Source organism: Rhizobium sp. CNPSo 3670 (assembly GCF_057784555.1).
In genome coordinates, this window is record NZ_JBXSOL010000021.1 from 34886 (window position 1) to 57338 (window position 22453).

General features: G+C 61.5%; 23 protein-coding genes and 1 pseudogene. 13 read left to right on the forward strand and 11 right to left on the reverse strand.

From position 1 onward, the window contains the following. Nucleotides 1-193: 193 nt before the first annotated feature. Complete coding sequence (gene glcF, locus AC13QO_RS21030; RefSeq protein ID WP_488541703.1) at nucleotides 194-1504, forward strand: glycolate oxidase subunit GlcF; 1311 nt, start codon at nucleotides 194-196, stop codon at nucleotides 1502-1504. A gap of 43 nt (nucleotides 1505-1547) precedes the next feature. Beyond that, the gene (locus tag AC13QO_RS21035) at nucleotides 1548-1985 is read left to right on the forward strand and encodes a hypothetical protein (RefSeq protein ID WP_488541704.1); all 438 of its coding nucleotides are present in this window, start codon (nucleotides 1548-1550) and stop codon (nucleotides 1983-1985) included. A gap of 143 nt (nucleotides 1986-2128) precedes the next feature. Here the strand turns inward: AC13QO_RS21035 and AC13QO_RS21040 are convergent, their stop codons facing one another. The 3 genes from AC13QO_RS21040 to AC13QO_RS21050 all read right to left on the reverse strand — a co-directional run bounded on the left by AC13QO_RS21040 (nucleotide 2129) and on the right by AC13QO_RS21050 (nucleotide 4598). After that, a complete protein-coding gene (locus AC13QO_RS21040; protein ID WP_085777091.1) occupies nucleotides 2129-2803 on the reverse strand; it encodes an outer membrane protein in 675 nt (224 codons plus the stop codon). A gap of 121 nt (nucleotides 2804-2924) precedes the next feature. Continuing rightward, nucleotides 2925-3617 (reverse strand): L,D-transpeptidase, encoded by a 693-nt coding sequence (locus AC13QO_RS21045; RefSeq protein WP_085777092.1) that lies wholly within the window; start codon nucleotides 3615-3617, stop codon nucleotides 2925-2927. A 234-nt stretch (nucleotides 3618-3851) separates the two neighbouring features. Next, nucleotides 3852-4598: a L,D-transpeptidase gene (locus AC13QO_RS21050; protein ID WP_488541705.1), complete on the reverse strand. Its 747-nt coding sequence runs from the start codon at nucleotides 4596-4598 to the stop codon at nucleotides 3852-3854. A 228-nt stretch (nucleotides 4599-4826) separates the two neighbouring features. On the opposite strand from AC13QO_RS21050, the gene AC13QO_RS21055 reads away from it, so the two are divergent. Beyond that, nucleotides 4827-5456: a DNA-3-methyladenine glycosylase I gene (locus tag AC13QO_RS21055; protein ID WP_097597804.1), complete on the forward strand. Its 630-nt coding sequence runs from the start codon at nucleotides 4827-4829 to the stop codon at nucleotides 5454-5456. Then, complete coding sequence (locus tag AC13QO_RS21060) at nucleotides 5453-5953, forward strand: hypothetical protein (RefSeq protein ID WP_085777095.1); 501 nt, start codon at nucleotides 5453-5455, stop codon at nucleotides 5951-5953. The genes AC13QO_RS21055 and AC13QO_RS21060 overlap by 4 nt, the downstream gene beginning before the upstream one ends. A 12-nt stretch (nucleotides 5954-5965) precedes the next feature. On the opposite strand, the gene AC13QO_RS21065 is transcribed toward AC13QO_RS21060, so the two are convergent. Then, the gene (locus AC13QO_RS21065; protein ID WP_183702912.1) at nucleotides 5966-6670 is read right to left on the reverse strand and encodes an HAD family hydrolase; all 705 of its coding nucleotides are present in this window, start codon (nucleotides 6668-6670) and stop codon (nucleotides 5966-5968) included. A 255-nt stretch (nucleotides 6671-6925) separates the two neighbouring features. On the opposite strand from AC13QO_RS21065, the gene AC13QO_RS21070 reads away from it, so the two are divergent. Then, a complete protein-coding gene (locus tag AC13QO_RS21070) occupies nucleotides 6926-7975 on the forward strand; it encodes an aldo/keto reductase (protein ID WP_488541706.1) in 1050 nt (349 codons plus the stop codon). A gap of 71 nt (nucleotides 7976-8046) precedes the next feature. Here AC13QO_RS21070 and copM read toward each other — a convergent pair whose 3' ends face one another. The 3 genes from copM to AC13QO_RS21085 all read right to left on the reverse strand — a co-directional run bounded on the left by copM (nucleotide 8047) and on the right by AC13QO_RS21085 (nucleotide 9694). Beyond that, entirely contained in the window at nucleotides 8047-8406 is a 360-nt protein-coding gene (gene copM / locus AC13QO_RS21075; RefSeq protein WP_488541707.1) for a CopM family metallochaperone, read from the reverse strand. A gap of 75 nt (nucleotides 8407-8481) precedes the next feature. Further along, entirely contained in the window at nucleotides 8482-8850 is a 369-nt protein-coding gene (locus AC13QO_RS21080) for a hypothetical protein (RefSeq protein ID WP_488541734.1), read from the reverse strand. A 79-nt stretch (nucleotides 8851-8929) separates the two neighbouring features. Further along, nucleotides 8930-9694, reverse strand: coding sequence for a hypothetical protein (locus AC13QO_RS21085; RefSeq protein ID WP_488541708.1), 765 nt, complete (start codon nucleotides 9692-9694; stop codon nucleotides 8930-8932). Between the two features lie 128 nt (nucleotides 9695-9822). Between AC13QO_RS21085 and hisS the strand changes: the two genes are divergently transcribed. From hisS to hisG, 3 genes are all read left to right on the forward strand, one after another. Then, nucleotides 9823-11394, forward strand: coding sequence for a histidine--tRNA ligase (gene hisS, locus AC13QO_RS21090; protein ID WP_488541709.1), 1572 nt, complete (start codon nucleotides 9823-9825; stop codon nucleotides 11392-11394). A 180-nt stretch (nucleotides 11395-11574) separates the two neighbouring features. Beyond that, nucleotides 11575-12696 (forward strand): ATP phosphoribosyltransferase regulatory subunit, encoded by a 1122-nt coding sequence (locus tag AC13QO_RS21095; protein WP_085777102.1) that lies wholly within the window; start codon nucleotides 11575-11577, stop codon nucleotides 12694-12696. Then, on the forward strand, nucleotides 12693-13388 hold the full coding sequence (gene hisG, locus AC13QO_RS21100) for an ATP phosphoribosyltransferase (RefSeq protein WP_488541710.1): 696 nt from the start codon (nucleotides 12693-12695) through the stop codon (nucleotides 13386-13388). The genes AC13QO_RS21095 and hisG overlap by 4 nt, the downstream gene beginning before the upstream one ends. Before the next feature lie 77 nt (nucleotides 13389-13465). Here the strand turns inward: hisG and AC13QO_RS21105 are convergent, their stop codons facing one another. After that, entirely contained in the window at nucleotides 13466-13885 is a 420-nt protein-coding gene (locus AC13QO_RS21105) for a DoxX family protein (protein ID WP_085777104.1), read from the reverse strand. Nucleotides 13886-14087: 202 nt separating this feature from the next. Between AC13QO_RS21105 and AC13QO_RS21110 the strand changes: the two genes are divergently transcribed. The 3 genes and pseudogenes from AC13QO_RS21110 to AC13QO_RS21120 all read left to right on the forward strand — a co-directional run bounded on the left by AC13QO_RS21110 (nucleotide 14088) and on the right by AC13QO_RS21120 (nucleotide 16892). After that, nucleotides 14088-14798 (forward strand): glutathione binding-like protein, encoded by a 711-nt coding sequence (locus AC13QO_RS21110; RefSeq protein ID WP_488541711.1) that lies wholly within the window; start codon nucleotides 14088-14090, stop codon nucleotides 14796-14798. Nucleotides 14799-15244: 446 nt separating this feature from the next. Continuing rightward, nucleotides 15245-15988 carry an SDR family NAD(P)-dependent oxidoreductase gene (locus AC13QO_RS21115; RefSeq protein ID WP_488541712.1) on the forward strand — a complete coding sequence of 248 codons (744 nt, stop codon included), beginning with the start codon at nucleotides 15245-15247 and terminating at the stop codon, nucleotides 15986-15988. Next, nucleotides 15985-16892 (forward strand): annotated as a pseudogene (locus AC13QO_RS21120) (sigma-70 family RNA polymerase sigma factor). Before AC13QO_RS21115 ends, AC13QO_RS21120 begins: the two are co-directional and overlap by 4 nt. A gap of 316 nt (nucleotides 16893-17208) precedes the next feature. Here AC13QO_RS21120 and AC13QO_RS21125 read toward each other — a convergent pair. The 3 genes from AC13QO_RS21125 to groES all read right to left on the reverse strand — a co-directional run bounded on the left by AC13QO_RS21125 (nucleotide 17209) and on the right by groES (nucleotide 20250). Then, nucleotides 17209-17655, reverse strand: a complete 447-nt coding sequence (locus AC13QO_RS21125) for a hypothetical protein (RefSeq protein ID WP_488541713.1) — start codon at nucleotides 17653-17655, stop codon at nucleotides 17209-17211. A gap of 588 nt (nucleotides 17656-18243) precedes the next feature. Next, nucleotides 18244-19881 carry a chaperonin GroEL gene (gene groL, locus AC13QO_RS21130; RefSeq protein WP_085777109.1) on the reverse strand — a complete coding sequence of 546 codons (1638 nt, stop codon included), beginning with the start codon at nucleotides 19879-19881 and terminating at the stop codon, nucleotides 18244-18246. 72 nt (nucleotides 19882-19953) lie between these two features. Beyond that, the gene (gene groES, locus AC13QO_RS21135) at nucleotides 19954-20250 is read right to left on the reverse strand and encodes a co-chaperone GroES (RefSeq protein WP_004675403.1); all 297 of its coding nucleotides are present in this window, start codon (nucleotides 20248-20250) and stop codon (nucleotides 19954-19956) included. 341 nt (nucleotides 20251-20591) lie between these two features. Between groES and AC13QO_RS21140 the strand changes: the two genes are divergently transcribed. After that, nucleotides 20592-21440 carry a TIGR01459 family HAD-type hydrolase gene (locus AC13QO_RS21140; protein ID WP_488541714.1) on the forward strand — a complete coding sequence of 283 codons (849 nt, stop codon included), beginning with the start codon at nucleotides 20592-20594 and terminating at the stop codon, nucleotides 21438-21440. Nucleotides 21441-21454: 14 nt separating this feature from the next. Further along, nucleotides 21455-22438, forward strand: a complete 984-nt coding sequence (locus AC13QO_RS21145; RefSeq protein ID WP_085779972.1) for a bifunctional riboflavin kinase/FAD synthetase — start codon at nucleotides 21455-21457, stop codon at nucleotides 22436-22438. Nucleotides 22439-22453: the final 15 nt, after the last annotated feature.

A 22453-nucleotide genomic window follows, 5' to 3' on the forward strand; every position in this document is an offset into this window, starting at 1 on the left:
CGACGGCTTCCCCAAACAACGGGGGCACTGCCGGTCGAACACGGCAGAGAGGGACCGATGGCCGATCGTCTTGCCGATCTCCCCCCTTGTGGGGGTCCGAAGGACGGGTCGAGACCTGTGGCTCGACCCCGGGTCCGGCAGGACAGAGGGGGGTGCCCCAGGCACAGCGCCCCCTAAGCGGAGGCCCCGCTAGATGCAAACCAATTTCACCCCGGCCCAGCTCGCCGATCCCCATGTCGCCGAATCGGAGCAGATCCTGCGCAAATGCGTTCATTGCGGTTTCTGCACCGCCACCTGTCCCACCTATGTGACGCTCGGCAACGAGCTCGATAGCCCGCGCGGCCGCATCTATCTCATCAAGGACATGCTGGAAAACGGCCGGCCCGCCGATGCCGAGGTCGTCACCCATATCGACCGCTGTCTCTCCTGCCTTTCCTGCGTCACCACCTGTCCCTCGGGCGTCGACTATATGCATCTGGTCGATCACGCCCGCGCCCATATCGAAAAGACTTACAGACGGCCGTTCATGAACCGGCTGACGCGCGCCATTCTCGCGGCCGTGCTGCCCTTTCCCGGCCGGTTCCGGCTGGCGCTCCATCTCGCCCGTCTCGGCCGCCCCTTTGCCGCACTGATGCGGGGGGCAGCGCTGAAACCCTTTGCCGCCATGCTGGCGCTTGCACCGCGCCGCGTTCCCGCGCCTTCAGATTTTTCAAAACCCGGCACATATCGGCCCGAGGCGGAGCGGCGCGGCCGGGTGGCGATCCTGTCCGGCTGCGCCCAGCCGGTGCTCGATCCCGGCATCAACGCGGCGGCGATCGGGCTGCTGACGCGGTTCGGCGTCGAGGTCGTGGCGCCGGAAGGCGAGGTTTGCTGCGGTTCGCTGGTCCACCATATGGGCCGGGCCGAGCAGGCGCTCGCAAGCGCCCGCACCAACGTCGATATCTGGACGCGCGAGATCGAGAGTCATGGCCTCGATGCGATCATCATCACCGCTTCGGGCTGCGGCACGACGATCAAGGACTACGGTCACATGCTGCGCCTCGACCCCGCCTATGCAGCAAAGGCGGCCAGGGTTTCGGCGCTGGCAAAGGACATTAGCGAACATCTGGCGACCCTCGACCTGCCGGCCCATATGCCGAGGGGCATCACGGTCGCCTATCATTCCGCCTGTTCGATGCAGCACGGCCAGCGCATCACCCTTCAGCCGAAGCAACTGCTGAAGGCGGCGGGCTTCACCGTGCGCGATCCGGCCGAAGGCCATCTCTGCTGCGGCTCGGCCGGCACCTACAACATCCTGCAGCCGGAGATTTCGGCGGCGCTGAAGGCGCGTAAGGTCAAAAACATCGAAGCCACCAAGGCCGATATCATCGCCACCGGCAATATCGGCTGCATCACCCAGATCGCCACCGGAACCGAGATCCCGATCCTGCATACGGTCGAACTTCTCGATTGGGCCTATGGCGGCGCTATGCCGGAAAAATTAACCGGTTTGCCGTTAGGCTGAAGGGAATGCGGGCCCATTCGGGCCGCTCCCGGGAGGTTGGGCGATGTGGCGGGGAATGATTGTACTTGCGGGACTGCTCGGTGCGGCAGGCGCGGCCCGTGCCGACAGCCGCCTATTTTGTTCCGCCGATGACGCGCAGGCGCGCTTCACCCTCGAGAGCGGTTTCGCAAGCGATGCCGGCCACAGGCTCAACCATTTCCGCGGCGCGCTTATTGTCAAGGATCACGCACAAGCGGCCTTTGCAAAACGTGTGTTCGAATCACAGCATCTGAGCAATCACTGGTCGCGCGATGGCGAACTGCTCCTGGAAGTCTTCGACGGCGGCGGTGACGATACCGGCGGCGCAACGCTGGATCTGGTGGTGGTCGCCGGCGCGCGTGGAAAGCCGGCGGCGAATTTCAGCGGCACCTATTCCCTGGCCATCGATGGCGGCAGCAAACCTTACGCCGCCGAGGGCAAGGTCAGTTGCGGCACGAAATAGCGCCGGGGCAATTCAAACTGTCCTCGCGTCCTTTGCGCCTCTGAAAGGCGTGCAGCGTTGCAGCGGACCGAAATCGGAACGAAAAAACAATAAAAGCGCCGCGCCTCCTACCGGGTTCGCGGCGCTCTGTTTCTCTTATTCTGTTACCAGTGGAACGATACGCCGACGTTGACGGCATTCGTGAAGATGTTGGTCTTCAGGTCCACACCGCTATCGATCGGAACGTCGACGCGCGAATAGGTGCCCTTGTATTCGACGAAGGTCGACCAGCGGTCGGTCACCTTGAAGTCGACGCCGGCCTGGGCCTGCAGCGTCACGCCGCCGAATTCATAAGCCCAGGTCTTGCCCTCGGGGCGAATTACTTCGACATGCGGGATGTTGACGCCGATGCCGGCGCCGAGATAGGGCGTCCAGCGGCGGGTGGGATCCTGGAAGCGATAGAGACCGTTAATGGTTAGCAGGTTGAGGCCGTCGGTGAATTCGAAATGCGACCAGCCGGTCTTTTCGAGGGTGTCGTCGTCGGCATAGACCTTGTCATGGGTGTAATCGAGCGAGATACCCCAGTTCGGCTTGTTGAAGTTTTCGAGCCACCAGGTGACGCGGCCGCCGTAATAGGGCGGGCTTCCGAAGGATTTGCCTTCCCAACCGGCGGTGAAATGCGTGCCGTCGGAAAGGTCAACACCACTGTGCGGCGCGGTCTGGTAGCCGCCATAGATGGAGAATTCCAGATCTTCCGCTGAAGCCGAGGCGGCTGAAAAGATGGTGAAAAATGCGATGCCCGCAAGAAGGGAGGCGGAGGAGCGCAGCGCAGACGTCATTGAATAACCCCAAATTGCAATATGTCGACTCTGAGGCAGCTTTGGCAGTTTTCCGCCGCAATGTCTAAGCAAAACAAAGGGCGCCTCCAATGGCGCCTTTCGTTTTTTTCTAAAGTGTTGCTCAGCCGCCGAACATCGTGCGCAAAACGTCGATGCCTCTGTCTTCGAACGCCACGTTGCCCTGCTTGTTGCCGGGACCGATGACGATCACCTTGGTGCCGACGGGGGCGCGATCGTAAAGATGCATCACGTCCTCGTTCATCATGCGGATGCAGCCGGAAGACATGTTGAGGCCGATCGTCCAAGGCTGGTTGGTGCCGTGGATGCGGAAGATGGTGTCGCGGCCGCCCTGATAGAGATACATGGCGCGGGCGCCGAGCGGATTGTCCTCGCCGCCTTCCTGGTAGGCGGGGATGATGTGGCCTTTGGCGGCTTCGCGGCGGCGCATTTCGGCCGGCGGCGTCCAGGCCGGCCATTCGGCCTTGCGGCCGATCTTAACGATGCCCGACCAGCCGAAGCCGTCGCGGCCGACGCCGATGCCGTAGCGGGTGGCGCGGTTGTTGCCTTCGACCAGGTAGAGATATTTGTTGTTGGTATCGATGATGACGGTGCCAGCCGCTTCCGTCGTCACCAGGCGCACTTTCTTGCGCTTGAACTGCGGCTTTACGTACTTCGGCATCTGCGCCACGCGCACAATCTGCGCCGGCTGCCGTGCATTGTCGGAAGCCGAGCCGACCGGCGCGGCGAAGGCTGATGTAGAAATCAAGGACAGGACAAGTCCGGCCGCGGCCAGTCCCGGCATCACTTTGATCATAGTCGATTCCCCTCAAGCAAGTCCGCCCGAAGCTACATGATCTTCTGCCCGATTCAAGATCGACATGGCCGGATAAAGCAATTTGGACGAGTGGAGCCGCCTGTCTTAGCGGCTTCATAGAGCATTTCCGTATTTCTCCGAAACACGAAAATGCTCCATCTCGTTGTTTTTACGGAATTCTCAACGCAAAACCGCTGAACACTCTTGCTGGTGCTCCAGCTTTTGCGTGTGCCGTTACATGACGATAACGCGGGTTCCGACGTTGACGCGGTCGTAGAGATCGACGACGTCCTCGTTGCGCAGGCGGATGCAGCCGGAAGAAACGGCGCTGCCGATTGACCAGGGCGCGTTGGTGCCATGGATGCGGTAAAGCGTCGAGCCAAGATACATGGCGCGCGCGCCAAGCGGGTTTTCCGGGCCGCCGTCCATGCGCGCCGGCAGATAATGGCCCTTGGCGGCCTCGCGGCTGATCATCTCGGAAGGCGGCGTCCAGTCCGGCCATTCCGTCTTGCGGGTGATCTTATGGACGCCCGCCCATTCGAAGCCCGGCTTGCCGACGCCGACACCGTAGCGCCGCGCCTTGCCGCCGTCCATGACCAGATAGAGAAAGCGGTTGTTGGTGTCGATGACGATGGTCCCGGGCTTTTCCGTGGTGTCGTAATCGACCATCTGCGGCAGATATTGCGGCTCGATCGGATGGCGGATCGCCGGTATGCTGGGATTGATCGCCGAAACGGTCTGAGGGGCCGGCTGCGGCGCCTGACGCATGATGCGGCGCTGGAAAAGACCACGCTGCTGCGGCTGCACCACCGGGCGCTGATAGACGACAGGCCGGACCTTGCCGCCGAGCTGATTGATCCACGGTGCGGTCAGATCGGGGCTGAGGATGATTGGCGGACGGGTGGCGTAGCGGTCGTCCGCAATGGCGGCCGTGGAGAAGATGCCGCAGAAGGCTCCGGCTAGAAAAAGGTGTTTCATCATCGGACGAACTCTCTACAAATGACCGAAAATGGACTGGCGGGACGGATCCGCTCGCACAGACGCTGCCACCCCATCCGCCAGCGAATGGTAAAGATTGATCCGTGAAAAACCGACGGGCCGAATAAACTTTTCGTCAGGGTTACCGATCGGTTTGGAAAGACGGTTTGCAAATGGTAAAGCCGGAATCATGAGTGGACAGCGAAGCGGATCCCCGAAAATGAAGCGGACATGAGCACGAATGGCATCATCATCGGCGAGGACGGCAGGAGCCGCTGCCACTGGCACGCCAACCTGCCGGACTATCTCAAGTACCACGACGAGGAATGGGGCCGGCCGGTCACCGACGATATCCGCCTGTTCGAGAAGATTTGCCTCGAAGGATTCCAGTCCGGCCTTTCCTGGCTGACCATCCTGCGCAAGCGGGAGAATTTCCGCGCCGCCTTCGCCGGTTTCGATTTCGAGAAGGTTGCCCTCTTCGGTGAGCAGGATGTGGCCCGCTGCCTGGCCGATGCCGGCATTATCCGTCATCGCGGCAAGATCGTCTCCACGATCAACAATGCCAGGCGCGCCATCGAACTTAGGGACGAATTCGGCTCGCTCGCCGGTTATTTCTGGCGCTACGAACCCGGCCACAACGAGCGGCCGGCTGTGGTCGATCGCGACCACATCGTCGCCAATCCGACGACGCCGACATCGGTCATCATTTCGAAGGATCTGAAGAAACGCGGCTGGACCTTTGTCGGCCCGACCACAATTTATGCCTTCATGCAGGCGATGGGCCTCGTCAACGATCATCTGGAGGGTTGTTTCTGCCGGCCCGAGGTGGAGGCGATGCGCGCCGTGCTGGTTCGACCATGAAAGATCTGTCCGTGAAAATATTGTTCGCTGCCCTTGCCCTGTTCTTCTTGCCGGCATTTGCCGCGGCGCAGACGCCGCAGCTCGATCCCGGCGAGAAGCTGGAGAAGCTGCAGTTTCCGGCCGTCACGATGCAACTCAAGGGATGGACGAAATTCGGCAATAGCCATGTTTACACGCTGCCGGTGCGCGCCGGTCAGCATGTGAAGATCGATTTTTCCACCAAGAGCAAGTTCGCCTTCCTGGCGATCTTCGACCTGTCGAAACCCGATGACGAAGCTTTCTTCGGCACCGATGAGGACGGCATGAGCTACCAGACGACGGTGAAGGAAAATACCACCTGGCTGCTGCGGCCCTATTACTCCAAGGTCTCGCCGCGCCGCGGCCTCGGCGCCCCCTTCAGCATCCTGATCGAGCCCTTGACCGCAGCCCCGCAGCAGCCGCCGGCTGAGCCGGAATCGCCCTCACTGTTTCCGAAGGCGCCTCCCAAGGCGAAGTGAGGCGCGGCCGCGCTATGCGAGCCCGTCAATCAGTTCGCGCAATTCGCCGAGATGGCCGATCTTGCGGAAGCGCGGCGCTTCCGTCGGTTCGTCCACATGTTCCAGCACCCAGGTGAGTTCGTGCGGCACGAAGACGCCGTAGCTGCCGGCGGCGATCGCCGGCACGATATCCGATTTCAGCGAATTGCCGACCATCATCGCTCGCTCCGGCCCGTCGCCAACCTTGGAGAAGATGCGGCGATAGGTGACGGCAGTCTTGTCGGACACGATCTCGACGGCATCGAAGAAGTCGCCGAGCCCGGATTGGGCGAGCTTACGCTCCTGGTCGAAGAGATCGCCCTTGGTGATCATGACAAGCAGATACTTGCCGGCGAGAGCCTCCAGCGTGTCGCGCGCATGCGGCATCGTCTCGACTGGATGGCTGAGCAGGTCGCGGCCAGTATCGAGAATCTTGGCGATGACGCTCGCCGGCACCTTGCCCTCGGTGATCTCGATCGCCGTCTCGATCATCGATAGGGTGAAGCCCTTGATGCCGAAGCCGTAGTGGCGAAGATTGCGTTTCTCGGCTTCCAGCAGCCGCTCGGAGATCTTCGGGCCTTCGGCGAAATCGGCAAGAAGCTCGGTAAAATGAGCTTCCGTCAGTCGGTAATATTGTTCGTTCTGCCAAAGCGTGTCATCGGCGTCGAAGCCGATCGTCGTCAGTGCTCGCGTCGTCACATGTGCACCTCTTGAACTATGGCCGGCAATCTATCGGCCGCCTGTGTCGAGACAAGGGCTAAGTCGAGACAAGGGCGTCAGCCTTCGATGCGACAAGGCCTGGCGTTGAAAAGCGCCGCCGTCGCACTACATCGAATGGGCCTCACCCAGCAGCCAGCCACGGCTGTGCCTGTCGCGCGCAGGCCAATAATCAAAAGATGAAGTTCTTCCGTTCGCAAGTCCCTCTTGCGGCAGACACAAAGGATTTTTTCGACCATGCGTTACAATCAACTCGGAAATACGGGACTTTTCGTCTCGGAAATCTGCCTGGGCACGATGACCTTCGGCGAAGCCAAAGAAGGCAGCATGTGGGGCGCCATCGCCGATGTCGACCAGAATGCCGCTGACCGGATCGTCGAGCGCTCGCTGGCAGCAGGCGTCAATTTCATTGACACGGCCGATGTCTATTCATCAGGCGAGTCCGAAAGGCTGCTCGGCCAAGCGCTGAAGAACCTCGACATCCCCCGCAAGGACGTCGTCATCGCCACCAAGGTCTATGGCGTCATGGGCGACAAGCCGAACGACCGCGGCGCCTCGCGCGGCCATATCATGGATTCGGTCGAGGCGAGCCTCAAGCGGTTGCAGACCGATCATATCGACCTCTATCAGATCCACGCGACAGATACGGTGACGCCGATCGAGGAGACGTTGCGCGCTTTCGACGATCTCGTTTCGCGTGGTCTTGTGCGCTATATCGGCGTCTCCAACTGGCAGGCCTGGCGCATTTCCAAGGCGCTCGGTCTCTCCGAACGCCGCGGCTTTGCCCGGTTCGAAACGGTGCAGGCCTATTATTCCATCGCCGGCCGTGATCTCGAACGGGACATCGTGCCGATGATGCAGGAGGAAAAGCTCGGACTGATGGTCTGGTCGCCGCTCGCCGGCGGCCTGCTCTCCGGCAAGTATGGTCCGGGCGCCCCCGGCAACGGCGAGGGCCGCCGCGCCAATTTCGACTTCCCGCCGGTCGACAAGGACAGGGCCTGGGCCTGCGTCGCCGTCATGCGCGAGATTGCCGAAAAGCATGGCGTCAGCGTCGCGACCGTTGCGCTCGCCTACATCCTCGCAAAGCCTTTCGTCACCTCGGTCATCATCGGCGCCAAGCGTGTCGATCAGCTCGACCAGAACCTCGCCGCCGTCAGGCTGAAGCTCGACGAAGTCGATATGCAGAGGCTCGACGAGGTAAGCGCGCTGGCGCCTGAATATCCGGGCTGGATGCTGGCAAGGCAGGGAGCCGGCCGACGCCCGGCCGATTTCGAGCCTAAGGACTGATCGCCGAAATCCGGTCCAGCACTTCGCAGGGACGCCGGAAAGATCCGGCGTCCCCGTTTTCAGACGATCGGTTATTTGCCGTGAGCTTTGAGCCAGGCATTCATCTCCGTAATCTCGGCTTCCTGGGCCTTGATGACGGCTTCGGCGAGTTTGCGCAGATCGGGGTCCTTTCCGTACTGGAGCTCGATCTTGGCCATGTCGATCGCTCCCTGATGGTGGGGGATCATGCTGCGGACGAAATCCGTATCGGCGTCGCCACTGTACTTGATCATCATATCCTCGTGCATCTTGTCGTTCGCCTTCTTGAACGCCTGGCTGGAGGCGTCGTGGCCGGCCATCGGTTTGCTCATGTCCATGGGTTTGTCTTCGGCAAGAGCGGGCGAAGCAAGGGCAGCGAGCACTGCGGTGATGGCGATGATTTTCAGAGACATGAGAGTTCCTTCCTCTGTCTGACAATAGGTTTTTGGGCGGCGCCTGCCGCCCGTTCGGCGTGAAAGAATCCGAGATCAGAACATTCGGGGAGGGGGCGCCGGCGGAGCAGGGCGATCGTCATCCAGGACGCGGGCAAGCGCCGGCGCGGGATAGGCGAAAACCGGCTTTACACCAGCGGCCGTCATGGCCGCCGGCGGCAGCAACAGACAGGCCGCACAAAGTGGCATTTGCGCCGCCCTGCCGGCAGCGCAGGGATCTTTCAGCGCCTGCGCCTTGCCCGTCGCTCCGGACATGCCCATCCCGGCCATCGCGTGATCCATGGTGGCGGACTTGGGGGCCGCCGGCCCGTTCATCGATGCGCATGTCGGACAGCCTGCCCATGCGGACATCGCGCTGTAGACCAGCCAGCCGAGTACCATCGTCATGAGAGCGAGCTTGCGCATGAGTTTCAATGTAGGCAAATCCCGGCGGAAGCCAAGTCAGTAACGCAAATCTCAATCGTCGACGGCGTCGACAGGCCTTTCACCAGGCGGCAATCACCTTGTGTTCGATCCGGTAATCCCTGCTCTCTTCGCCGAGCGGAGCGACCGGCCATGTCCAGACCGCTTTCGCCGGTGGCGGGGCGATGCGATGCAGCAAGTCGGCCTCCTCATGTGTTTTGCCGTTGCGGTCGATGACGGCATAGGCGATGTCGGTCACGAGGCAATGCCGGCAGGAAAGTCCCGAGAGGCCGCTGAGATGCGCAGCGACCAGCCTCTCCACAGTGTCTTCAGGCATTCGACCGGCCGCCTCTGCCTCATGGCGCCGTTTCACGCCGCGGCCGATCTGCGACAAGAGATTGGCGGAAACCACGAAATCGAGATAGGGCACGCTACGCAGGAAGCCGATCGGTTCGGCTTCTTGCCCGGCCGCGAGTTCGTCATAGCCGGAGAGATCGCGCTCGATCAGCCGGACGTTGCGATAGCCCTTGGCCGCAAGCCACAGCCGTACTGAGGCGAGATGAACGAGATCGATGAGCACGACCGTGTCGAAATCGCGTACCAGCTCGTGGATCGGCACGTCCCGCAACAGGCCGGAGCCGAGCACGACGGCGGTCCGTTTCTGACGGAGCCCGGCCGCCGCCGCACGGATCGCATTGCGGCTCTTCTCTTCGTGGTCGGCCCAATTACGGGCGCAGCGTCCAGCCCGCGACCAGAGATTGACGGAATAGCGGATGAACTTTCGATGGCGCTTACCGGTCAGCGGCAACGTCGCGGCATAGAGGAGCGCCTCGGTGATCATGAGCATATCCGCATTCTGAACAATGCCTCTCGTTCAATCGATTCCGGCAGTGCCATCAAGGCCCTTCGCCCTTGCCGCTCCCCGCCCAATCCGCTAGGACACCGCCACTGTCACAGTCAGCGGAATTCCCGGAAATGAACGACAAGCAGAAGAAACCGCAAAAGCTCAAGGCCCGCCTGCCGCGCGGCTTCGTCGACCGCTCGGCCGACGATATCCGCGCCGTCAATGAGATGACGGCAAAGATCCGGGAAGTCTACGAGCATTATGGTTTCGATCCTGTGGAAACGCCGCTGTTCGAATATACCGATGCGCTCGGCAAGTTTCTGCCCGACAGCGACCGGCCGAACGAGGGCGTCTTCTCGCTGCAGGATGATGACGAGCAGTGGATGTCGCTGCGTTACGACCTGACGGCGCCGCTCGCCCGCCACGTCGCGGAAAATTTCAACGAGATCCAGCTTCCCTACCGCACCTATCGCGCCGGCTACGTCTTCCGTAACGAGAAGCCCGGCCCCGGTCGCTTCCGCCAGTTCATGCAGTTCGATGCCGATACCGTGGGCGCGCCTGGCGTCCAGGCCGATGCCGAAATGTGCATGATGATGGCCGATACGCTGGAAGCCCTCGGCATCAAGCGCGGCGACTACGTCATCCGCGTCAACAACCGCAAGGTTCTGGACGGCGTCTTGGAGGCGATCGGCCTCGGCGGGGACGACAAGGCCGGCCAGCGGCTCAACGTTCTGCGCGCCATCGATAAGCTCGACAAGTTCGGGCCGGAAGGTGTGGCGCTGCTCCTCGGACCCGGCCGCAAGGACGAATCCGGCGACTTCACCAAGGGCGCCGGCCTCAATCAGGAGCAGATCGACAAGGTGCTCTTCTTCGTCGGCATCAAGGATTATGCCGAAAGCGCCGGCCGCCTGGCCGAACTCGTCGCGGGAACCTCGAAGGGCGGCGAAGGCGTCGAGGAGTTGAATTTCATCGGTGCACTCGTCACGAGCGCCGGCTATGGCTCCGACCGCATCAAGATCGACCCCTCGGTCGTGCGCGGCCTCGAATATTATACCGGCCCAGTCTATGAGGCCGAGCTTCTCTTCGACGTCACCAATGAAAAGGGCGAGAAGGTCGTCTTCGGCTCGGTCGGTGGCGGCGGCCGTTATGACGGCCTGGTCTCACGCTTCATGGGCCAGCCGGTGCCGGCGACCGGCTTTTCGATCGGCGTCTCGCGCCTGATGACGGCGCTGAAGAACCTCGGCAAGCTCGGAGCGAGCGCGGTGATCGAGCCGGTGCTGGTGACGGTGATGGACGGCGACGTCGAGGCGATGGGCCGCTACCAGTGGATGACCCAGCAGCTGCGCGCCGCCGGCATCCGCGCCGAGATGTTCCAGGGCAACTGGAAGAAATTCGGCAACCAGCTGAAATATGCCGACCGCCGCGGCTGCCCCATTGCCATCATCCAGGGTGGCGACGAGCGCGCCCAAGGCGTCGTGCAGATCAAGGATCTGATCGAGGGCAAGCGGCTCTCCGGCGAGATCGAGGACAATGCCAGCTGGCGCGAGGCCCGCGTGGCGCAGGAGACGGTGGCGGAAGCCGATCTCGTCGCCAAGGTGAGAGATATCCTTGCGGCGCAGGCGGAAGATCGGAAGAGGGCAGGCTCCCGCTTCGAAACTCCATATGATCCCGCTCAAGCCGGTGACACAGATGACGACATTTGAGAGAGAACTCCCCTTCTCCCCTCGGGGAGAAGGTGGCCCGAAGGGTCGGATGAGGGCGCGCCACGGCAGAAGCTGTCCTTCGCTCGCCGCTCAGGACATTCGTCGTTTACACTCCTCATCCCCCTCATCTGCCCTGTCGGGCATCTTCTCCCCGTTGGGGAGAAGAGGGAAGTCAACCCAATGCCCCTGATCAACCTCCCCGAATTCTCCAGCGAGCTGCTTGCCGAATTTGACGCCCGCAACGCGGAGCGCATCGATACGCCGGTCATTCAGCCGGCCGAGCCGTTCCTCGATATTGCCGGCGAGGATCTGCGCCGGCGCATCTTCATGACCGAGAGCGAAACCGGCGCCAGCCTCTGCCTGCGGCCCGAATTCACCATCCCCGTCTGTCTGCGCCACATCGAGACGGCGACCGGCACGCCCAAGCGTTACGCCTATCTCGGCGAGGTCTTCCGCCAGCGCCGCGACGGCGCCAATGAATTCTATCAGGCCGGCATCGAGGATCTCGGCGACATCGACATACCGGGCGCCGATGCGCGCGCCATCGGCGACGCCACCGGCATTCTCGCCCGCCTGCTGCCGGGCCGGCGCTTAGCCGTGACTTTGGGCGATCAGGCGGTGTTCGAGGCGGTCGTCCAGGCGCTCGGCCTGCCGCTCGGCTGGCAGAAGCGACTGATCCACGCTTTCGGCAACATGAGGCAGCTGGAGGCGCTGCTGGCCGGCCTCGTCAGCCCGCAATTCGTCACCGGCCTCGACGATGATATCGCCAGGATTGTTGCATCAGGCGACGATCAGGCGCTCGTCGCCCATATCGAGCACGAGATGCAGGCGACGGGTTACTCGACGAATGCCAGCCGCTCGCCTCTGGAGATCGCCCGCCGCCTCAAGGAAAAGCTCATCCTGTCCGAGACGCGTCTCGACGATGCCGCCTTCCATGTGCTGGAAGAGTTCCTGTCGCTGCACGTACCGCTCGTCAATGCGTCCGCAGCACTTGCCGGCTTTGCCGACGCTGCCGGCCTGAAGCTCGGCAATGCGCTGTCGCGCTTCAACGGCCGCGTTGCCGCCCTTGCCGATGCCGGCGTCGATCTGTCCTGCCTGGACTATCGCGCCGCTTTCGGGCGTCCGCTCGATTATTACACCGGCCTCGTCTTCGAGGTGACGGTGGAAGGTTCGAGCGCGGTTCTAGCCGGCGGCGGCCGCTTCGACCGGCTCTTAACCTTCCTCGGCGCGACGGATCGCATTCCGGCCGTCGGCTTCTCCTTCTGGCTCGACCGCATCGAAACCGAAAGGGCAGCCGCATGACCATCACGATCGCGCTTCCCTCGAAGGGCCGGATGAAGGACGACGCTTCGTCGATATTCGAGCGGGCCGGCATGCCGATTTCGGCGGTTGGCAACGACCGCTCCTATCGCGGCCGCGTCGATGGCTGGGATGATGTCGAGATCGCCTTCCTGTCGGCGTCGGAAATCTCCCGCGAACTCGGCAATGGCACCGTCGATTTCGGCATTACAGGCGAGGACCTGATGCGCGAGGGCTTTTCCGAGGTCAACAAGCGTGTCGAATTCTGCGCCCGGCTCGGCTTCGGCCACGCCGATGTCGTCGTCGCGGTGCCCGAGATCTGGCTCGATGTCGACACCATGGCCGATCTCGGCGATGTCGCCGCCGATTTCCGCGCCCGCCACGGCCGACGCCTTGCCATCGCCACCAAGTACTGGCGCCTGACCCAGCAGTTCTTTTCGAGCCAGCATGGCATCCAGCTTTATCGCATCGTCGAAAGCCTGGGTGCGACCGAGGGCGCTCCCGCCTCCGGTTCGGCCGATATCATCGTCGATATCACCTCCACCGGCTCGACGCTACGGGCCAATCATCTGAAGGTGCTCCAAGACGGTGTCATTCTGCATTCAGAGGCTTGCCTCGTGCGTGCCCGCAAGGAGAGCCACGTGGACTCGCCGGTCGTGCAGGCGATCGTCGACGCGGTGCGCGCCGCCCTCTAATCTCTACTATCAACGCGTAAGAAAACCCGCCGTCAGTTCAATGACGGCGGGTTTTGCATGCTTGGGAGGAGATGGGATTAGCGGGCGGCGACGGCCTGCAGACCACGGCGTGCGTCGATCGAATAGGCACCGGCACCGACGGTGGCGAGCAGGATGTACGCGCCGGCCAGCGTGATGTTCTTCATAACCATGATCTGGTTGAGAATGTTCACGAGTTCCGTGCCGCTAGCGTAGGGCAGATGGAAGGCAACGCCCGTAAAGACACAGAAGCCAGCGAGCAGCCAGCCGGCAATACGGACCTGGAAGCCTGCGAGAACCGCAAGGCCGGCCAGCAGTTCGAAGAGGCCTGCGACATAGGCCAACAGGGTTGCCGCCGGCAGGCCGGCACCGGCGATCATGCCCGCAGTACCGGCGGGATCGGTCAGCTTCATGAAGCCGGAAAGGATGAACATGAATGACAGAAGAATGCGGGCAATCAGGATGATGGCGTTCGACATGGACATTGTCTCCGTTTGAAGGCTCGGGAGATCTTGGTGCCCTCGGCACGCTGTGGATCTCTGATACCCCTATGTCGCCTATTTCTTCCGTCATGGAAAGATAAACAGAAGGGGACGCTTCGTTCAACAATATGGAACAATACCCTCGCTTGCCTTTCCGGAGCATCGTCTTCTATGGTCGGCCGATAATATGGAGTCTCTTATGGCAGATCTTTCCGCATTTCCGATCACCACGCGCTGGCCGGCGAAAAATCCCAATATCATCCAGCTTTATTCCCTGCAGACGCCGAACGGGGTGAAGGTATCGGTCGCCCTCGAAGAGCTCGGGCTCGCCTATGAGCCGCACTATATTTCCTTTGCCGCCAACGAGCAGAAGTCGCCGGAATTCGAATCGCTCAATCCGAACGGCCGCATTCCGGCGATCATCGATCCGAACGGGCCTGGGGGAAAGCCGATCGGGCTGTTCGAATCCGGCGCCATCCTGCTCTACCTCGCCGAAAAGACCGGAAAGCTCATCCCCGCCGATGCCGCCGGCCGCTATGAATGCATCCAGTGGGTGTTTTTCCAGATGGCCGGGATCGGCCCGATGCTCGGTCAGTTCGGCCATTTCCACAAATTCGCCGCCGACAAGGTCGCCAATAATTCCTATCCGGTGGAGCGCTACCGCGATGAATCCAAGCGGCTGCTCGGCGTGCTCGAAGGCCGGCTGAAAGGCCGCCAATGGATCATGGGTGATCAATATACGATTGCCGACATCACCACTTTCACCTGGATTCGCGGCGCAGATATCTTCTATGGCGGCCGTGAGATTCTCGAATATGCGAAATTCCCCGCCGTTTCCGATTGGCTGGAGCGCTGCATCGCGCGCCCGGCAAGCACCAGAGGCCTCAACATTCCTGTCAAACCGGAGTAACGGACGATCCGCCGGACAATGCAAAAGGCCGCCCTGCCGCCCGACCACTAGCGTGGAATCGTGAGGACCATCTTAAGCAAAACCCCAATAACCCCGGTTGTCGGGGCATTACTCATGCCGGAGATTTCCTCAGACATTCAAGGCGGCTTCGATTGCCTGTCCCTTGCGGGGAGTGAACGTCAACCTTTGCAAGAACCCGCATCGGCCGAAATTCGGGATCGCCTCAGATGTGGAGGATCGGCGCGATAGGTCAACCGGAACAAGCAACCCCGTATCAAGGGCGCGATCCGCTTCGCCTGGCGACCGCAATCACGGCGGCATTCGGTCGAGCCAGACTTTTTTGACGCTGGCTTCCACAAATCGCAGATGGCGATGACTCTTTTCACCTCCTTGAACCGTCGTTGTTGCGACCGTCGTCGAGCGGTCGAATGAACGAGGACTGAGAAATGGATCTGGAAGGAAAGCGAATTGTGGTCGTCGGCGGGAGCCGCGGCTTGGGGAGTGGGCTTGCCGAGGCATTCGTTGCTCGCGCGGCCGAAGTCACCGTGGTCGCCCGAAACGCGAGCGCTGTGCAGGGGCCGGCTGAGCAACTTGCCGTCACCGCCATATCGGCCGATGCAACTGATGCCGACGCGGCGTGGCGGATCATGGAGCAGACGCGACCTGATGTCGTCATCATGAATGCCGGTGCGAAACCGCCCATGGAACGGATCGACCGGATTGGCTGGGAGGTATTCACGACCAACTGGAATGTAGACGTCAAGGCCGCGCTGCATTGGGTACAGGCTGCCCTGACCTTGCCAATGGCGCCGGGCGGGCTCGTCGTGCTGGTCTCCAGCGGAGCCGCCGTGCAGGGGTCGCCACTATCGGGAGGTTATGCCGGCGCCAAGCGCGCGCAGTGGTTCATTGCAAAATACGCCGACGACTTGTCGGCGGAAGTCGGCCTGGGCTTGCGGTTCCGGGTCATCGTTCCCCGGCAGATGTTCGTTGGAACTGGTGTGGGCGATACCGGAATCGGGGCCTATGCTGCGAAGGCGAGTCGGACATTTGCCGAACAAGCCGCCACCTGGCCGGACATGACGCCGCGGGCTTTCGGTGATACGGTCGCCGAACTGATCGGCGATTCCGGCCTCGCTGAGGCCATGGTCTATGCCGTGCGTGGGGATACGGGTGTGACGGTCATCGAATGACGAAAGACCCAGCTCTCGGGACTGAAGAGAGGAAAACTCTGCTTGCAGACCTGGCCAGGGAAGCGGACGCGCTTCGCCCCAACTGCATCGTTACGCTGCTCGTCTGGTGGGTTCGGTGATCGACGGCGAGGACGTGATTCAGGACGCGTTTGCCAAGGTATTTGCGACGGCTGGCTCGATCCCACCTGGCACGTCGCTGCGACCGTGGCTGTTTCGCATCGTCCACAATCGAGCCATAGATTCCCTGCGCCAGCGCAGTACGCGCCGGTCGGAGCCGCTTGAGATAGCCTTTGATCTGCCCGATATCAGCGCAGTCGGCGCGGAGGACGCGCTGATCCGGCGGGACACGGTGCGGGTCGCCCTGGGTCATTTTGCAGAATTGCCGGTGCCGCAACGCAGCGCGGTAATCCTCAAGGATGTGTTGGGAGAGTCGCTTGCGGATATCGCAGCGCTGCTCGAACTGAGTGTCGACGCCGTCAAGGCCCATCTGTCGCGCGGTAGGGCGAGATTGCGTGCGATCTCCGACGTGCGGTCTGACGTTGCGCCGTTGCCAAGTCCGGAGGCCCTGAACTTTGCAGCGCTCTTCAACGCCCAAGATTGGGACGCGCTGCGTCGCTTGCTGGCCGATGACGTTCGGCTTCGCCAGGCGCGACGGCCTGAAATCTCGGGTGCCGCCGATGTCGGTCGATTTTTCACCTATTATGCCGAATATCCGCGAGTCAGGGTCGAACCTGCCTGGCTGGAAGGCAGGGAAATATTCCTGGTTTCGGCCGAACCGGCGAGCGGGCCTTCCTATTTCATGCTGCTCGAATGGCGGGGGCAAGAGATAAGCCTAATCCGCGACCATCGCTACGCGACCTATGTCATGGATGGTGCTGATGTCATGCCGGCCGCATCGCGGTGACCGATACTGGTCGAGACGTGCTTCCTCGCGGCCCCCTATGCGCCGCCACTTGCGGACGTTTCGTAAAACATGACTATTCCCGCTATGCCAAAGGGTACGCTGCGATTCCTCTTTGATTTTGCGGCCGGCGGCCGCTTGCGGACGGGTGATGAAGCTGCCCAATCCAAATTGGCCGCCGGACCGCTTGATGCGATAGTACGGATGGCTGCAATGGGCCCGTCGGTCGTGGGCTAAAAATGTGGAACCGCAAAATCTAGCGATTCCACATTTACGTTATGGCTGGGCCATGAGCGGCCTTTATCTAGGGTCGCCGGTCTTATTGCCGGCTGGTGATCTGCCTTGCGCCTTCGAGCTTGAAGCGAGGGAAGATGAAGACGCCGGTCATGCTGCCGCTGTATTTCTCCTCGAGCCCGTTCGACTCGCCCATGCAGAACAGTGGCTGGCGCAAACCGTTCGGCATGATGATTGTCGTTGAAAAGCAGAAGGAGGAGCAGTGCGTCGCCGCCTGCTCGAACAGTTCCAGCACGCGGGCTCGATCCTTGCTATCGTAGCAGCGGATCAGGTTAAGCAGCCCGCATTCCTCGGCGGAGAGGCCGTGCAGCATCGCGCTCCATTTGCCGAGACGGATCAGGCCGCTCGAAAAATCTCCGGTCCAGCTTTCGGAAACCGACAACTGCGCCAGCATCTGGTGATTTTGATGGTTGTCGTTCAGCGAGCCGGTCATCAAGGGCACGGCTCCATTGGCTTTGGCGATCTTAAACAAGGCGTTCCCCAGTTCGGATGCGGCTCCTCCGCCGCACGCTCGGCAAACACAAAGAAACAGGATCATGGGACGGCGGGCATGATGCCCGCGCCTACTTCGGCGATCGTTGCAGCCATTCGAGTCTCCGGACCTGAGCCCTTCGAACACGCATTTGTGGCATCGCCTTCCCGGCTCGTCTGACAGAGAATGATCGCCGGGCGCGCATCAATTGCAGCCGCGGATTTATAGGAGCTTTTGCACAAACGGCAACGGCTTTTTGAGCCTGTTCGGATCGGCATTATTTGTGAGAGATGTCGGCATCATCACGCTCTTCAGCCAGAAGTGACCAGTTTCGGCATTTTTCGAACGGTTTAGCATCTATTGCGTGAGAAACCTTCCCGCGGAAGCAATCTCCCGCGCACTTTTCGGCATTGGAAAAAGAGCAGCGACGCAAGCCTGACGAAAGCTTCGAGGTCGGCTGACGCGCTGCACGGGATAAAATAGTGCGCAACGGAACGAATCGCCGCGGACAAAAGAAAAGGGCGACCCGGGGGCCGCCCTTCCTGTTCCGGATGTGCCGGAATGGATGTCAGTGACGGCTTTCGCCTATCACATCATGTCCATTCCACCCATGCCGCCCATGCCGCCCGGCATAGCCGGAGCGTCCTTCTTCGGCAGCTCGGCGATCATGGCTTCGGTGGTGATCAGCAGCGATGCGACGGAAGCGGCATCCTGCAGGGCGGTGCGAACGACCTTGACAGGGTCGATGATGCCCATGCCGATCATGTCGCCATATTCGCCGGTCTGGGCGTTGTAGCCGTAGTTGTCCTGATCCTTGTCGAGGATCTTGCCGACAACGATCGAAGCTTCGTCACCAGCGTTTTCAGCGATCTGGCGGGCCGGAGCCTGCAGAGCGCGGCGAACGATGTTGATGCCGGCTTCCTGGTCGTCGTTGATACCCTTGGCGGAGATCTTGACGGAAGAACGCAGCAGGGCAACGCCGCCGCCCGGTACGATACCTTCCTGAACGGCAGCGCGCGTCGCGTTGAGGGCGTCGTCGATGCGGTCCTTCTTTTCCTTCACTTCGACTTCCGTCGAGCCGCCGACGCGGATGACGGCAACGCCGCCGGCGAGCTTGGCAAGACGTTCCTGCAGCTTCTCGCGGTCGTAGTCGGAGGTGGTTTCTTCGATCTGGGCCTTGATCTGGGCAACACGGCCTTCGATGTCGGACTTGGCGCCCGAACCGTCGACGATCGTGGTGTTTTCCTTGGAGATCGAAACCTTCTTGGCACGGCCGAGCATGTCGAGCGTGACGCTTTCGAGCTTGATGCCGAGGTCTTCGGAGATGACGGTGCCGCCGGTCAGGATGGCGATGTCTTCGAGCATGGCCTTGCGGCGGTCGCCGAAGCCAGGCGCCTTGACAGCAGCGATCTTCAGGCCACCGCGCAGCTTGTTGACGACGAGGGTCGCAAGAGCTTCGCCTTCGACGTCTTCAGCGATGATGAGGAGCGGCTTGCCGGTCTGGACGACGGCTTCGAGAACCGGGAGCATCGACTGCAGGTTCGAGAGCTTCTTCTCGTGGAGGAGAATGAAGACGTCTTCGAGGTCGGCAACCATCTTTTCCGGGTTGGTGACGAAGTAGGGGCTGAGATAGCCGCGGTCGAACTGCATGCCTTCGACGACTTCGAGTTCGGTTTCGGCGGTCTTGGCTTCTTCAACCGTGATGACGCCTTCGTTGCCGACCTTCTGCATGGCTTCGGCAATGTCGAGACCGACCTGGCGTTCGCCGTTTGCGGAGATCGTGCCGACCTGGGCGACTTCTTCCGAAGTGTTGATCTTCTTGGCCTTGGCCTGGAGATCCTTGACGACTTCGGCAACGGCGAGATCGATGCCGCGCTTCAGGTCCATCGGGTTCATGCCTGCGGCAACGGCCTTGGCGCCTTCGCGAACGATCGCCTGGGCAAGAACGGTTGCAGTCGTGGTGCCGTCACCGGCGATGTCGTTGGTCTTCGAAGCGACTTCGCGGACCATCTGGGCGCCCATGTTTTCGAACTTGTCTTCAAGTTCGATTTCCTTGGCGACGGAAACGCCGTCCTTGGTGATGCGCGGAGCGCCGAAGGACTTGTCGATGATGACGTTACGGCCCTTCGGGCCGAGCGTGACCTTCACTGCATCGGCGAGAATGTCGACGCCGCGCAGCATCTTTTCGCGCGCGGTGCGGCCAAACTTGATTTCTTTAGCTGCCATGTTTGTGTCTCCTGAATTCGATTTGTTCGGGCAAAAAGCCCGTCAGCCATTTCGGGAAAGCGGATCGGCCGATCAGCCGATGATGCCCATGATGTCGGCTTCCTTCATGATCAGAAGGTCTTCGCCGTTGATCTTGACTTCAGTGCCGGACCACTTGCCGAACAGAACGCGGTCGCCAGCCTTGACGTCGAGAGCGACGACCTTGCCGGACTCATCACGAGCGCCGGAGCCGACGGCGACGATTTCGCCTTCCTGCGGCTTCTCCTTGGCGGTGTCGGGAATGATGATGCCGCCCTTAGTCTTTTCTTCGGACTCGACGCGACGAACGACGACGCGGTCGTGAAGCGGACGGAAATTGGTGCTTGCCATTGTCTAATCCCTCGATCGAATGACATTCGCGGGCCGGAGCGGTCCGCATGGATAAGTGTTAGCACTCCTCTCTGGTGAGTGCTAGCGCTCGAGCATTTAGGGATGGCTCCGAGAGGAGTCAATGAGAGCAATCACGAATTTTTGTGCCGGAATTGTGAAGAGGCGGCGAATTATCGGAGGTTACCGCCGAAATCTTGTCTGGCATAGCAACGTTGCCAGATCTTGCCGTCCCCTCCCGCCGGGATTGCCGACGATCTTGTCTGCCAGGTGAAGAAAATTCCTTGCCATCGCCTTGCGCCTTTGCAATGTCACCGGTGACTGAAGCAAATCGGGAAATTGGAATGGCCAGGCGGATAGGAAACTTCTCGGAGATCACAGATCGCTATGACGTGGTGCTCTGCGACGTCTGGGGCGTCGTTCATAACGGCGTGGATCCGTTTCCGAAGGCCGCCGCCGCCCTTCAATCCGCGCGTGAGAGCGGCCTTGCCGTCGTCCTCATCACCAATTCGCCGCGCCTTTCCTGGCAGGTGGTCGAGCAGCTGCGCCATATCGGCGTTCCCGACGGTGCCTATGACCGGATCGTCACCTCGGGGGACGTCACCCGCGGGCTGATTTCCGAGGGGCCGAAGACGGTCTTTCTGCTCGGCCCCGAGCGCGACAAGGCGCTTCTCGAAGGCATCGGCGTCGAGCGCCGGCCGGCCGGTGAAGCGCAATCGCTCGTCTGCACTGGCTTTTTCGACGACGAGACCGAAAAGCCCGAGGACTACACCAACATGCTCCTCGATTTCCAGGCGCGCGACGTGCCGATGATCTGCGCCAATCCCGACCTCGTCGTCGAACGCGGCCATCGCATCATCCCCTGTGCCGGCGCCATGGCTGCCTATTACGAGCAGCTCGGCGGTAAAACCCGCATTGCCGGCAAGCCGCACCGGCCGATTTACGAGGCGACACTTTCGGCCGCCCGCGAGCTTCGCGGCGATTTTTCCACCGACCGTGTGCTGGCGATCGGCGACGGTATGCCGACGGATGTGCGCGGCGCCTTGAATTTCGGCCTGGATCTTCTCTACATCAGCGGCGGGATCCATGCCAAGGAATACACCTTGAACGGCGAGACCGACGAGGCGATCCTCAACGCCTATCTCGAGCGGGAGAAGGCCGCGCCGAAGTGGTGGATGCCGCGCCTTGCATGAAGAGAAGCCAGCCGATGACCGTTTTCCACCGCAATGAAACCCGCGAAGCCTTGCCTGCCCATCTGAAGGGCGGGGTCATTGCCATCGGCAATTTCGACGGCGTGCATCGCGGCCATCAATCGGTGCTGAACCGCGCGCTTGAAATAGCGAAGGCGCGCGGTATTCCTGCCCTGGTGCTGACCTTCGAGCCGCATCCGCGCACGGTGTTCCGGCCGCAGACACCGGTCTTCCGGCTGACACCCGCGCCGCTCAAGGCCCGGATTCTGGAAACGCTCGGTTTCAACGCAGTCATCGAATATCCTTTCGACTACGAATTTTCGCAGCGCTCGGCCGACGATTTCATCCATTCGATCCTCAAGGATTGGCTAGGCGCCACCGAAGTCGTCACCGGCTTCGATTTCCATTTCGGCCGCGGCCGCGAAGGCGGGCCTGCCTTCCTGATGAATGCCGGCCAGACCTATGGTTTCGGCGTCACCCTGATCGACGCCTTCCGCGACGAGAACGCCGATGTCGTCTCGTCGAGCCATATCCGGGCGCTGCTGAAGGACGGCAATGTCAGCGAAGCCGCTGGCATGCTCGGCTACCGCTATACGGTCGAAGCCGAGGTGATCGACGGCGAAAAGCTCGGCAGGCAACTCGGTTTTCCTACCGCCAATATGCGCCTGCCGCCCGAGGCCGAACTTGCCGCCGGCATCTACGCCGTTCGCTTCCGCCGCCGGGACGGAACGCTCCACGATGCCGTCGCGAGCTACGGCCGCCGCCCGACGGTGACGGAAAACGGCGCGCCGCTGCTCGAAACCTATCTGTTCGATTTTCACGGCGATCTCTACGGCCAGCTCTGCGCCGTCTCCTTCTTCGGCTATCTTAGACCCGAACTGAAATTCGATGGCCTCGATGCGCTTGTCGTCCAGATCAAACGCGACGAGGAAGAGGCGAGGGCGCTGTTGGCGGGCGTGGCGCCATTGGGCGAACTCGATCGCAAGCTTTGCTTCTCCTGAGAGTGCACTGGTCGG

Bases quoted from the DNA above. Each gene is read 5' to 3' on its own strand.
- AC13QO_RS21050 (WP_488541705.1), bottom strand. From the start codon at position 4,598: ATGATGAAACACCTTTTTCTAGCCGGAGCCTTCTGCGGCATCTTCTCC.
- hisG (WP_488541710.1), top strand. From the start codon at position 12,693: ATGACCATCACGATCGCGCTTCCCTCGAAGGGCCGGATGAAGGACGAC.
- AC13QO_RS21110 (WP_488541711.1), top strand. From the start codon at position 14,088: ATGGCAGATCTTTCCGCATTTCCGATCACCACGCGCTGGCCGGCGAAA.
- AC13QO_RS21055 (WP_097597804.1), top strand. From the start codon at position 4,827: ATGAGCACGAATGGCATCATCATCGGCGAGGACGGCAGGAGCCGCTGC.
- AC13QO_RS21105 (WP_085777104.1), bottom strand. From the start codon at position 13,885: ATGTCGAACGCCATCATCCTGATTGCCCGCATTCTTCTGTCATTCATG.
- AC13QO_RS21140 (WP_488541714.1), top strand. From the start codon at position 20,592: ATGGCCAGGCGGATAGGAAACTTCTCGGAGATCACAGATCGCTATGAC.
- AC13QO_RS21060 (WP_085777095.1), top strand. From the start codon at position 5,453: ATGAAAGATCTGTCCGTGAAAATATTGTTCGCTGCCCTTGCCCTGTTC.
- hisS (WP_488541709.1), top strand. From the start codon at position 9,823: ATGAACGACAAGCAGAAGAAACCGCAAAAGCTCAAGGCCCGCCTGCCG.
- copM (WP_488541707.1), bottom strand. From the start codon at position 8,406: ATGTCTCTGAAAATCATCGCCATCACCGCAGTGCTCGCTGCCCTTGCT.
- AC13QO_RS21035 (WP_488541704.1), top strand. From the start codon at position 1,548: ATGTGGCGGGGAATGATTGTACTTGCGGGACTGCTCGGTGCGGCAGGC.
- AC13QO_RS21085 (WP_488541708.1), bottom strand. From the start codon at position 9,694: ATGCTCATGATCACCGAGGCGCTCCTCTATGCCGCGACGTTGCCGCTG.
- AC13QO_RS21045 (WP_085777092.1), bottom strand. From the start codon at position 3,617: ATGATCAAAGTGATGCCGGGACTGGCCGCGGCCGGACTTGTCCTGTCC.
- AC13QO_RS21040 (WP_085777091.1), bottom strand. From the start codon at position 2,803: ATGACGTCTGCGCTGCGCTCCTCCGCCTCCCTTCTTGCGGGCATCGCA.
- groES (WP_004675403.1), bottom strand. From the start codon at position 20,250: ATGGCAAGCACCAATTTCCGTCCGCTTCACGACCGCGTCGTCGTTCGT.
- AC13QO_RS21070 (WP_488541706.1), top strand. From the start codon at position 6,926: ATGCGTTACAATCAACTCGGAAATACGGGACTTTTCGTCTCGGAAATC.
- AC13QO_RS21095 (WP_085777102.1), top strand. From the start codon at position 11,575: ATGCCCCTGATCAACCTCCCCGAATTCTCCAGCGAGCTGCTTGCCGAA.
- AC13QO_RS21080 (WP_488541734.1), bottom strand. From the start codon at position 8,850: ATGCGCAAGCTCGCTCTCATGACGATGGTACTCGGCTGGCTGGTCTAC.
- glcF (WP_488541703.1), top strand. From the start codon at position 194: ATGCAAACCAATTTCACCCCGGCCCAGCTCGCCGATCCCCATGTCGCC.
- AC13QO_RS21145 (WP_085779972.1), top strand. From the start codon at position 21,455: ATGACCGTTTTCCACCGCAATGAAACCCGCGAAGCCTTGCCTGCCCAT.
- AC13QO_RS21115 (WP_488541712.1), top strand. From the start codon at position 15,245: ATGGATCTGGAAGGAAAGCGAATTGTGGTCGTCGGCGGGAGCCGCGGC.
- groL (WP_085777109.1), bottom strand. From the start codon at position 19,881: ATGGCAGCTAAAGAAATCAAGTTTGGCCGCACCGCGCGCGAAAAGATG.